General features: G+C 44.1%; 11 protein-coding genes and 1 tRNA gene. 10 read left to right on the top strand and 2 right to left on the bottom strand.

Annotated elements, in window-relative coordinates; all coding sequences use genetic code 11:
* The first annotated feature begins 2 nt into the window (after window positions 1-2).
* A complete protein-coding gene (lptG, locus tag PQQ36_RS19030) occupies window positions 3-1,076 on the top strand; it encodes an LPS export ABC transporter permease LptG (protein WP_011079435.1) in 1,074 nt (357 codons plus the stop codon).
* A gap of 101 nt (window positions 1,077-1,177) precedes the next feature.
* On the opposite strand, the gene PQQ36_RS19035 is transcribed toward lptG, so the two are convergent.
* Window positions 1,178-1,654, bottom strand: coding sequence for an RDD family protein (locus tag PQQ36_RS19035; RefSeq protein WP_011079436.1), 477 nt, complete (start codon window positions 1,652-1,654; stop codon window positions 1,178-1,180).
* A 188-nt stretch (window positions 1,655-1,842) separates the two neighbouring features.
* Between PQQ36_RS19035 and PQQ36_RS19040 the strand changes: the two genes are divergently transcribed.
* Window positions 1,843-1,927, top strand: a tRNA-Leu gene (locus PQQ36_RS19040).
* 277 nt (window positions 1,928-2,204) lie between these two features.
* Here the strand turns inward: PQQ36_RS19040 and cod are convergent.
* The gene (gene cod, locus PQQ36_RS19045) at window positions 2,205-3,488 is read right to left on the bottom strand and encodes a chitin oligosaccharide deacetylase (RefSeq protein ID WP_072615914.1); all 1,284 of its coding nucleotides are present in this window, start codon (window positions 3,486-3,488) and stop codon (window positions 2,205-2,207) included.
* A gap of 268 nt (window positions 3,489-3,756) precedes the next feature.
* On the opposite strand from cod, the gene PQQ36_RS19050 reads away from it, so the two are divergent.
* The 8 genes from PQQ36_RS19050 (at window position 3,757) to PQQ36_RS19085 (ending at window position 10,870) form a co-directional block, all read left to right on the top strand.
* Window positions 3,757-4,062, top strand: a complete 306-nt coding sequence (locus PQQ36_RS19050) for a PTS sugar transporter subunit IIB (protein ID WP_017420022.1) — start codon at window positions 3,757-3,759, stop codon at window positions 4,060-4,062.
* Window positions 4,063-4,150: 88 nt separating this feature from the next.
* Complete coding sequence (locus PQQ36_RS19055; protein ID WP_011079439.1) at window positions 4,151-5,482, top strand: PTS sugar transporter subunit IIC; 1,332 nt, start codon at window positions 4,151-4,153, stop codon at window positions 5,480-5,482.
* Between the two features lie 53 nt (window positions 5,483-5,535).
* The gene (locus PQQ36_RS19060) at window positions 5,536-5,844 is read left to right on the top strand and encodes a PTS lactose/cellobiose transporter subunit IIA (protein ID WP_011079440.1); all 309 of its coding nucleotides are present in this window, start codon (window positions 5,536-5,538) and stop codon (window positions 5,842-5,844) included.
* Window positions 5,845-5,853: 9 nt separating this feature from the next.
* A complete protein-coding gene (locus PQQ36_RS19065) occupies window positions 5,854-7,176 on the top strand; it encodes a 6-phospho-beta-glucosidase (protein WP_011151213.1) in 1,323 nt (440 codons plus the stop codon).
* Between the two features lie 16 nt (window positions 7,177-7,192).
* The gene (chbG, locus tag PQQ36_RS19070) at window positions 7,193-7,951 is read left to right on the top strand and encodes a chitin disaccharide deacetylase (RefSeq protein ID WP_026130615.1); all 759 of its coding nucleotides are present in this window, start codon (window positions 7,193-7,195) and stop codon (window positions 7,949-7,951) included.
* Window positions 7,952-8,046: 95 nt separating this feature from the next.
* Complete coding sequence (locus PQQ36_RS19075; RefSeq protein WP_013571084.1) at window positions 8,047-9,042, top strand: LacI family DNA-binding transcriptional regulator; 996 nt, start codon at window positions 8,047-8,049, stop codon at window positions 9,040-9,042.
* Window positions 9,043-9,111: 69 nt separating this feature from the next.
* A complete protein-coding gene (locus tag PQQ36_RS19080) occupies window positions 9,112-9,519 on the top strand; it encodes a VOC family protein (RefSeq protein ID WP_017420016.1) in 408 nt (135 codons plus the stop codon).
* Between the two features lie 94 nt (window positions 9,520-9,613).
* Window positions 9,614-10,870: an HD-GYP domain-containing protein gene (locus PQQ36_RS19085; protein WP_011079445.1), complete on the top strand. Its 1,257-nt coding sequence runs from the start codon at window positions 9,614-9,616 to the stop codon at window positions 10,868-10,870.
* The last annotated feature ends 205 nt before the right edge of the window (window positions 10,871-11,075 follow it).

Here is an 11,075-nt window from a genome sequence, read left to right on the forward strand (position 1 = left end):
TCGTGTTTAAAATTTTAGACCTTTACATCGGTAGAACGATCGTAGCAACCACCTCTTTGGTATTGGTCACCTTTGTTGGCCTTTCTGGCATCATTAAGTATGTTGAGCAATTGCGTAAAGTGGGCAAAGGAACGTATGACCTCTTGCATGCGCTGTACTTTGTTTTATTGAGTATTCCTCGCGATATCGAAATGTTTTTCCCAATGGCCGCCTTGCTTGGTGCTCTGATTGGGCTAGGAATGCTGGCGTCGAGTTCAGAATTGGTGGTGATGCAGGCTGCTGGTTTTTCTAAGCTGGATATCGGCGTCTCCGTGTTAAAAACCGCAGTACCGTTAATGCTGGTAGTGATGGCTCTGGGCCAATGGGGTGCACCAGACGCACAGAAAATGGCTCGCGATTTGCGTTCGTTTGCCTTATCTGGCGGTAGCATTGTTTCCGTGCGCAGTGGTGTCTGGGCCAAAGATGCCAATGACTTTATTTTTATCGGCAAGGTAGATGAGGACAAGCTCTATGGGCTTAACATGTGGAAGTTTGACCAGAATAAGAAGCTGCAATCGGTCATTTTTGCCGAAGAGGTTGATTACCAACAAGACAATCGCTGGTTGATGCGTTACGTGCAAATTACCGATATGCAAGATGAGAAAGTCATTTCCAAACATTCATTAGAGCAGATGGAATGGGAAACCTCATTGGCTCCCGATAAATTAGCTGTTGTGACGGTAAAACCGGAAGAGCTTTCTCTCAGTGGCCTCTATGACTATGTGACCTATCTCAAAGCCTCCGAGCAAGATGCTTCTCGCTATGAGTTAGCGTTCTGGCGCAAGTTGACTCAGCCCATTTCGATTGCAGTGATGATGTTGATGGCATTGTCATTTGTGTTTGGTCCGCTTCGAAGTGTCACCATGGGGGCGAGAGTGATCTCAGGTGTGATTGCGGGGTTTGCTTTTTACATTTCCAGCGAGTTCTTTGGGCCTTTGACGTTGGTGTATGGTATTCCACCAGTGTTTGGGGCAGTGGCTCCGAGTATTGTGTTCTTTATTGTCGCCGTGATGTTGTTGAACCGAAAACTGCAATAAATAATGGGATTGACTCGCGAAAGAAAAGAAGATGGAAGGCAATATGCCTTCCATTTTTTATGGTCTCTTTAACTCGATCGCCTAGATTGTTTAGCTTGGGATTATCTGACTTTAGGCAGCAAAACGACTTCTGTTTTGGCCCAAATGTCGTGAAAGCCCCTTTTCTTCGGATCGATTGGCACAGTGAAATTTGCCAAACCAAACGCAGAAGTGGCAATGCGTATTAGAGCTTGAGTTGGAGTAATCATCGAACCGTCGTGATTACGTACTTGAATCTTCCATGCTCGCATTCCAAGTGTTTGGCCTGCTCGAGTCCAAAAATAGACTAAGAAGTAGATCCATACAGCGGCAAGATAGAAAGTAAAGAGTGGGCTGATGATTGGGTGTCGGCTGAGTAAATCTGCGGCATCCACATATTCGCCATAACTGATCAAGCCCATCCCATTTAGGGCAAACAGGATGGCCATCACGACCCCGGCCGCCATCATTTCTAAAGCAATAATAATCAAAGCGTCATAAAAAAGTGCCGCAAGGCGACGAAAAAGCCCAGCAGGCGGTAATGTTGTTGTAGTCATCATCGTTCACTTACCATTCAAATTGTGCGTCAGGATATAGATTCAACCCTATGAAGAAAAGAGAGCTAGAGCACACTGTGTTCATTTGTGGCGAAAACTTAGGCAAACGGTAATTATTTCAATCTTTTGCTCTTGCACAACCGAAAAGCTTACGTATAATGCCAAGCATCGAAAGGCAATAGCCTAAAGATGCCGGTGTGGTGAAATTGGTATACACGACGGATTCAAAATCCGTTTCCTTCGGGAGTGGCGGTTCAAGTCCGCCCACCGGTACCATACATAGAAAGGTCGCTTTTATAGCGGCCTTTCGTCGTTTTGGGCTTTTGGAAAACGCTCTTTGCTTTCTTTCTGCATTTGTATTGCTTTTTCTCCTATGCCGCCGCTTTTCTAGCACTAAGTGTTCAATCAAGCAGACTTTGTCACAAGTACCTTAATTTAAAATGCTTCAATCACTTCGTTGAGCTCTTAAGCGAGTCGTGTTTCTCCGACATAAACGAAAAAAGCGCGGAGAAGACTCCGCGCAAACTATCTACATTGTGATAGCAGGAACAGCTTATAGAGCTGTGAATAAGGTGTTCTGTGTGTCAGGTGTCCACGTTACCTGTGAGACATGCGGAACATTGACGAGATAGCGTACTCCTTTGTAGTTCACCACATCGCCTTGAGCGTACTCCACATTCAACATCCAGTTCGTTGCTGGATCTGCATTGGTCCATAGGCTAGAGGTTGCTGAGGGCGCCCAATCAGCTTGCGCTGTGTGGCTGGTGACGGCTTTGTAAACCGTCCCTTGATGAAGGACATAGGCGCCTGTTGAGTAGGTTGTATTGACCTGCCACTCTGGTGTGTAGTTGTCCATCGTATCAAAGACGTATCCTGCCTCTTTGGCAATACGGATGAACTCTGCCAGTTTTGGTAGGTTTTGTGTTGCCCCCATACCGCGTTTGCCATCTTCGAATAAAAATTCATGAGTTAAGACAATCACTTTGTCCGCATGTAATGGTGTACCGCAAGGGAATTGTTGGGCTTTAGAGTTGATCGGATTGATGGTGGTAGGAGCACAGCTGTTTAAAGCAGCATCAACATAGCTCAAAAATGGAACCGCTTCCGTTAAGCTGTTTGCTGGCATCGCAATTCCCCAGTTTTCTGGTGCCCAATCCACATCCCAGCCGTGCGTTTGATAGCCTTTATTAGCCAAAATGTTCTGTACTTCAATGGATGCTTTGACACTGTTTGATGGGTTGTCGGGATCACAAACATAACCGGGTTCCCATGGTTTAAGATTGTCCGATGTCGCACAGAGGCCATCTGCTTTAAAGCTTTTCGTCACACGCCAACCGTTAGTGTAGGGAAGACGAGCAAGCTCATCACCCTTATAGTTTGGGTAGCTGCTAATGGAAGGGAAGTAGCGCTCCAGAACCGCAAGGTTTTGTTCAAAGGTTGCAGCATCATAAACAGGATCTTGATAGGAGTTGATTTGATGATTACCTGTTGCATTACATTCAGCTCCGCTGTTTGGGCCAAATTCTTCCACGCAGTTATGGATCATGTGATCGTAACTGTGGTTCCCCACGATATGGCCAGAGTCGAGAGCCAACTTGAGCGCCTCAAGTGCTCGGTCTTCATTTTCATCCCCAATTCCATCTAAGTGCCAAGCATTGAAATAGAATGTGGCTTTAATTCCGCCTTCATTGAGCACTTGAATGACATCAAGGCTCGCGTTAATTGGGCCGTCATCAAAGGTTAAATAAATCGTGCCTTTTGGGCTTGTTTGTGCCAAAGCACTTCCTGAAATAACGATACTCGCAGCAGTAAGTAAAGCCAGTTTTTTTAATTTCATTTTTCTATCCTTTTTGAAATTAATTAATAATGACGTTGTTAGTTTTATATTGATAAAAGTGTTTTTATATTCGCTAATTAAATAACGATTAATCAAAATCGTTGCTCTCTTCTTGGTTATTATCCTATCCATGATTACCAATCTAAAAATAGGGTTAATTGTTCGAAATGAGATTTTGTTCACGAACAATGCAACCGGTTGCGCTTTTTTGCATGGATTTATTTTGCTACAGTTTTTAGGTCAGATTTTGAACAAGGGAAAATAAGTGATGAAAAAGATTTTGTTATGCTGTAGTGCGGGCATGTCAACGAGTATGCTGGTCAAGAAAATGGAGCAAGCTGCCGCGAGTAAAGGGATCGAATGCAAGATTGATGCGTTATCTGTCAATGCGTTTGAGGAAGCGATTAAAGAATACGATGTTTGTCTGTTAGGGCCGCAAGTGCGATTCCAACTCGAGTCTTTACAGAAGACGGCGCAGGAGCATGGTAAGAATATTGCGGCGATCTCTCCGCAAGCTTACGGAATGATGAAAGGTGATGAAGTTCTTCAGCAAGCGCTAGATTTAATTAACTAATTCGCGAACGTAAAATTTTAAGAAGTTAATCAGGTCATATATTAAATATGGCTAAGGGTTGCTTTGTCTAAAAATAAGGAAGGATTCTATGAAGCTTTATGATGCGATAATTGGAGTTGTTGAAAAATATATTGCTCCAATAGCGGCTAAAGTTGGTAATCAGCCTCACGTGAGAGCGATGCGTGATGGTTTTATCGTGGCCATGCCATTTATTATTGTTGGTAGTTTTATTTTAATTTTTGCTTTTCCACCTTTTTCAGAAGATACCACTAATACTTTTGGTCGAGTGTGGTTAGATTTTGCTACTAAGCACTTCGATACCATTATGATGCCCTTCAATATGTCGATGGGGATCATGACGATATTTGTCTCGTTGGGGGTCGCTTACAGTTTGGCGAAAGCTTACAAAATGGATGGCATCACGAGTGCTGTGTTATCACTGATGTGCTTTTTGTTGGTGGCAGCACCGGCTAAAGATGGCGCTTTATCGATGGCACACATGGGCGGAACGGGGATCTTCACTGCGGTGATGTGTGCCTTCTTCGCGGTGGAGCTATATCGCTTTATGAAGAAGCATAACATTACCATTCGAATGCCAGAGCAAGTTCCTCCTGCGATTGCACGATCCTTTGAGGTTCTGCTACCAGTCTTAGCGATTTTTATTACGCTCTACCCGCTGAGTTTATTCGTGCAAGCCCAATACGATATGTTGATTCCAGATGCGGTTATGGCAATGTTTAAACCTCTGATCAGCGCATCCAATACACTTCCTGCTATTATTGGTGCCTTGCTGGTCTGTCAGCTATTGTGGTTTGCTGGTATTCACGGTGCGGCCATTGTTGTTGGCCTGCTTTCTCCTATCTTCCTAACGAATATCAGTGCAAACATTGATGCGTTCGTTGCCGGACAGCCAGTTCCAAACGTCTTTACTCAGCCATTCTGGGATTTCTACATCTTTATTGGTGGCTCTGGTGCGACATTAGCGCTAGTGATGTTGATGTCTTTCAGCCGTTCAGCGCATTTAAAGAGCATTGGTCGTATGAGTGCGGTACCAGGACTCTTCCAGATTAACGAACCCGTTATCTTTGGTAGCCCTGTGGTGATGAACCCAATTCTCTTCCTACCATTTGTTTTTGCTCCGGTGATTAACGCCACCATCGCTTATTTTGCTGTGCAGTTTGGCTTTGTTGGCATGGGCGTAGCGACAACGCCTTGGACAACTCCGGCCATCATCGGTGCATCGTGGGGAAGTGGCTGGACATTTACGCCGATTCTCCTCGTTGTTGGGTTACTGATCCTTGATCTCTTCATCTATCTGCCATTTTTCAAAATGTTTGAGAAACAGATTCTGGAGCAAGAGCAACCCAACACAGAATCTCAAGAGCAGCCACAAGCCAGTGGCCAAGGTGTTACCGCTTAATTTATCGAGATTTGAGGCTGCGAAGTCGCAGCCTCTCTTTGGAGGAGAGAAAAATGGAACAAGAACTGGTGGTGATGGAAATCATTTGTAATGCAGGTGAAGCAAGAAGTTTGTGCTTTGAAGCATTGAAATTATCACGGCAGAAAGAGTTTGTGCTGGCGGACGAAAAACTGGCTCAAGCAAAGGAGTGTTTGAACAAGTCACACTTAGTGCAAACGCAGCTGATTGAAGAAGATCAAGGTGAAGGCAAAGTGCCTATGACATTGGTCATGGTTCATGCGCAGGATCATCTTATGACGACAATCTTGGCTCATGAGCTTGCAGTAGAAATGGTCGAACTTCATAAGCAGTTGGCTGGATGAGGAAGTCTTATGTCTAGAAAAGGACTAAAACTTGCGATTATCGGGGGAGGCAGTAGCTATACCCCTGAGTTAGTCGAAGGTGTATTAAAAAGAGCAGCATTTCTGCCAGTAGAGCAAATCCATTTTGTCGATATTGAGGCGGGTGCAGAAAAACTGGAGATCATTCGTCAGTTATCGCAAAGAATGGTGGATAAGGTTGGCGCTAAGATTGAGATCAAAGCTGGCTTTGATCGTAGAGAAGCGATCTTGGGCGCCGATTTTGTCATGACACAATTTCGTGTAGGCGGATTAGCCGCTCGAGCCAGTGATGAGCGCATCCCATTGAAGTATGATGTGATTGGTCAAGAAACCACTGGGCCAGGTGGGTTTGCTAAAGCCCTGCGCACCATCCCGGTGATCCTCGATATTTGTCGAGATATCGAAGAGCTAGCACCTGAAGCTTGGATGCTGAACTTTACCAATCCAGCAGGGCTGGTTTCCGAAGCGGTAAGCAAGTACTCCAAGGTGAAAAGCATTGGCTTATGCAATGTGCCAGTTTCAATGCAAATGATGATTGCAGAGATGATGGATTGCGAACCCAAGGAATTGCAGCTTGAGTTTGCTGGCCTTAATCACTTGGTATGGGTACATAACGCTTGGCTAGACGGAAAAAATATCACGGAGACCGTGTTGGAAAAAGTTGGTGATGGTGCCAATTTCAGCATGAAGAACATTTGGGAAGAACCTTGGGATCCAACTTTCTTAAAAGCTTTAGGGGCCATTCCTTGTCCTTATCATCGCTACTTTTATCAAACCGACGCAATGTTGGCTGAAGAGAAGCAAAGCGCGCGAGAAAAAGGCACGCGAGCTGAGCAGGTGATGGAAACAGAAAAAGCGTTGTTCCAGCTTTATCAAGATCCCGGTTTAGATCATAAACCTGAAGAGTTAGAGCAACGTGGTGGGGCGTACTATTCAGATGCGTCACTAAACTTGGTGGATGCGATTTACAACAACCGAAACAGTATCCATGTGGTTAACGTCTTAAATAATGGTGCGATAAATACGTTGCCGGATAATGCCGTGATTGAATGCAGTTCTGTGGTAGGAAGTTGGGGAGCTAAGCCGATTGCTATAGGCACTTTGTCACCAAAAGTCAGTGGACTGTTACATCAAGTGAAAGCATATGAACAATTAGCGATCGAAGCTGCTGTTCATGGCGATTACCATCAGGCCTTGATGGCATTAGCGAATAATCCATTGGTTCCTGATATTGGTAGAGCTAAGCTGATTTTGGACGATATTCTCCAAGAAAATGCAGAGTACTTACCGCAGTTTAAGTTAACCTCTCTTTAATAAGGTGGATGTTGAGATGAAAGTTATTTTTAACGCTGACGATTTTGGCCTCACGCGAGGGGTGAATGATGGCATTGTCCATGCTCATTTAGATGGCGTAGTGCGCTCAACTACGATGATGGTTGGTATGCCAGCAGAAGCCCATGCAGTTGAGTTGGCTAACCATTTGCCAGAGTTAAAAGTGGGCCTTCATCTCAGATTCACTGCGGGGAGACCGCTAACGGAAGAGCAAAACCTAGTCGGCAGAGACGGCGATTTCACTCCTTATGGGCAATTTTGGCATCGACGAGACTACGATCCTATTGCGATACACAACGAAGCGGTAGCGCAAGTGGAGTACTTTTTAGCGCTGGGATTGAACTTGAGCCATATCGATAGTCACCACCATGCGCATACTCATCCACAGTTTGAACCTGTTATTTACGACATTGCGAGAACCTATCAAGTACCGCTGCGAAGCACGGGATTGGCTGGTGAAGAAGAGTTTGGTTGCCGCTATCACTTTACCGATCATTTCTATGACAAGCGAGTAGGGCACGATTCGCTGATACAGCACTTGTTGACGTTAAAAGAGCACTATGACGTTGTAGAAGTGATGTGTCACCCCGCCATCGTGGACACTGCGTTAGAAGCTTGCAGTGGTTATGCCAAACAAAGAGAACTTGAACTGGCCATTTTAACCAGTGATGAACTCAAGCTAAGTTTGAGAAAGCATGATATCGAAGTCACGGATTATTCCGAGTTGATTTTTGCACCACTGCACAGCTGTGTATGATTAAGACTGCCAGCATCGCCCCCTAGTCACCTTTCAAGTTGCTGGCAGTCACTTTTTATGAAGAAGCTCTGAGCGCTTCGAATTGGGTTGAAGGAATGGCAAGAATTAAAGATGTAGCAGAGCTTGCTGGTGTAAACCGCTCTACCGTATCGCGCATTATTAATGGCGAAGGCAAATTTAAAGAAGAAACCAAGAAGAAAGTTGAATGGGCAATGGCGCAACTCAACTACCGACCAAGTGCTATAGCGCGCTCACTGGCCACTTCTTCTTCCAATATGGTGGGGCTATTAGTTACCTACTATACAGGTGGTTTCTTCGGAGAAATGATGGACCGTGTTCAAACCGAATTAGATCAACACAATAAGTTTCTCATCACTGCTCAAGGACACCATTCCGCGCAAGGTGAACGAGATGCAATACAACGCTTTCATGACCTACGCTGTGATGGCTACGTCTTGCACAGTCGTTACTTATCTGATGATGATTTGAGAGAGTTAGCTCAGCAAACAACACCGTTCGTCTTATTAGATAGATACGTCGAAGGATTGGAAGAACGTTGTATTACCTTCGATCATCGAGCAGCTAGTTTGATCGCTGTGAATCATCTAATTCACCAAGGTCATCGTCAAATCGGTTGCATTACTGGCCCAAGCCAACGGTATAACAGTCAACTGAGAAAACAAGGCTATCTAGATGCAATGAAGCAGATAGAGAATCAAGGAGGGAGAGCATTATGCATTGAAGGCGATTATGGTCGAAAAAGTGGCTACCGCGCGATGCAAATTTTGCTTGAACGTGAACCTACATTGACGGCGGTATTTTCTTGCAGTGAAGAAATGACGATTGGTGCACTGCAATATTTACATGAGAAGAAAATTGCAGTTCCAGAGCAAATATCTATAGTCAGTTTTGATAGTGTCGATCTGTGTGAGAGCCTTTATCCGACCGTGACAGCGGTGCATTTCCCGATTAGTGAAATGGCGGAAGTGGCGGTTCAAACCTTGATACATCTCATTAAAGATCAACCACTCACCCCTATAGACGGTTTTCAGCCGATACTAAAAAGGCGGAATGCAGACCGTACAATTTAATCGAATCAGACACCTGCAGTAAGTTGAATTGTTGACTATCTTTGTAAGAGACATAACAAGGAGAGAGATATGTTTCAACTTACTCCCTACCTTTACTTTGCCGGACGCTGTGCAGAAGCCCTCGAATTTTATCATCATTGCTTTGGTGGACGTGTAACCAACATCCGTTTGTTCAAAGATGCCCCTCAATATATTGAATCGGTAGAACCTGATTGGATTATGCATGCCGAATTTGAAGCGAATGGTATCCATCTGATGCTCTCCGACGGTGTCGTTGCCAAGGAGTTAGCGGGAAACAATATGGCGTTGTCTCTGCGCGTTGATGATCTCGACATACAATTAAAGTTGTTTGACCAATTGGCTGATGGTGGGCGAGTGATGATGCCTTTAACTGACACCTTTATTGGCAGTCGTTTAGGAAAGGTTGAAGACAAATTTGGTGTTCGTTGGATGATTCACTGTAAATTTACAAATTGATAGTGATTGGAAATGTGAATTGTTATTGATGAATTAATTGACAAAATCCACTAAAATTTCGCCTTTATTTTAGAAATTTTGGTCTTAACGAGAAGTGGCAACTATCAAAATTACAGTAGATCGTATTCAACCTGGATTACATATACGTCTGCCGTTGAAGTGGAACGAGCACCCTTTTCTATTTAATAGCTTCAAGATCAAGGATCAGGAACAAGTGGAAATGATTCGCCACTTGGGCGTGAAGTGGGTCTTCCTCAATGTTAATCAGAGTGATACGCAGCCATTGCCTGCCAATCAGCAAAACCTTTCTGAAAGTGAACAGCAATCTGAAAAACTTGATGGCGAAACCAAAAAGCTTTGGGATGAAAAGCAAAAGCGTATCGAGAAGTTAAGTTCTTACCGACGTCGTGTCATTCAATGCGAAAAAGAATTTGAACGTTCGTTGGCGAGAATGCGCTCTGTCATGACCAAAATTCGCAATCGTCCGACCGATGCGGTTGATGAAGCAAAACAACTCATCGATGACATCGTTGAAAAATTGATGAGTGATGACAATGTGACCCTTCATCTCATGAATGGGAAAAGTGAATTTGAAGATATCTATTTTCACTCATTAAACGTGTCCGTCATCGCGATGATGATAGGCCGTGCAAAAGGGTTTAGTGCGGCACAGCTAAAAGAACTTTCATTTGCCGCTTTGTTTCACGATATCGGTAAAATAAAAATTCCCTCTGCGATTGTCCGTAAACAAACGCCACTCACTGATCCTGAGTTTAATTACCTCAAACTGCATACCAAGTACGGATTGGATTTAGCCAATACAGTAGATGGTTTTCCAGATAGTGCAAAAAAGGTCATTGCGCAGCATCATGAGCTCAATGATGGTTCCGGTTATCCTGATGGTTTAAAGGAAAATGAAATTGACGAGCTGACACAAGTGATTGCAGTGGCGAATGCTTTCGACAATTTATGCCATCACAACATTCCTGCAGAACAGAAAATTCCCTACACCGCACTATCTCATCTATATAAGAACTGCAAGCACCTCTATAGTGCTGAGAACCTGAATATTCTCATTAAGTTCATGGGAGTGTTTCCACCAGGTACGGTCGTACAACTTTCCAATAACATGGTCGGGCTGGTCATTTCCGTCAATGCGGCTCATCTACTGTATCCCAATGTTTTGATGTACGACCCAGCAGTACCAAGAACTCAGGCGCCCATCATCGATTTAGCGGACAAAGATATAAAGATAGTCAGTGCAATTCATCCTAATAAATTACCTGACAAAGTGAGAGAGTACTTAAACCCTCGCTCACGAATTTCTTATTTCTTTGATAGTGACGATTAGTTATCCACAGAATTTTGTGAATATCTTCTTTATATATTGAAGATAAAACTACGACAAATAAACGTTTGAGTGAATAATCATCACTCGAACGTTTTTTTTAGAAAAAATGGCAAATAGCACTTGCCAATGAAACTGCCTTCCCTATAATGCGCATCCACCGACACGGCAGACAGCGTAAGGCTTCAGCAAGGTCGGGTGAGGTAAA

The organism is Vibrio sp. CCUG 15886 (assembly GCF_028570825.1).
GTDB classification, from domain to species: domain Bacteria; phylum Pseudomonadota; class Gammaproteobacteria; order Enterobacterales; family Vibrionaceae; genus Vibrio; species Vibrio vulnificus_B.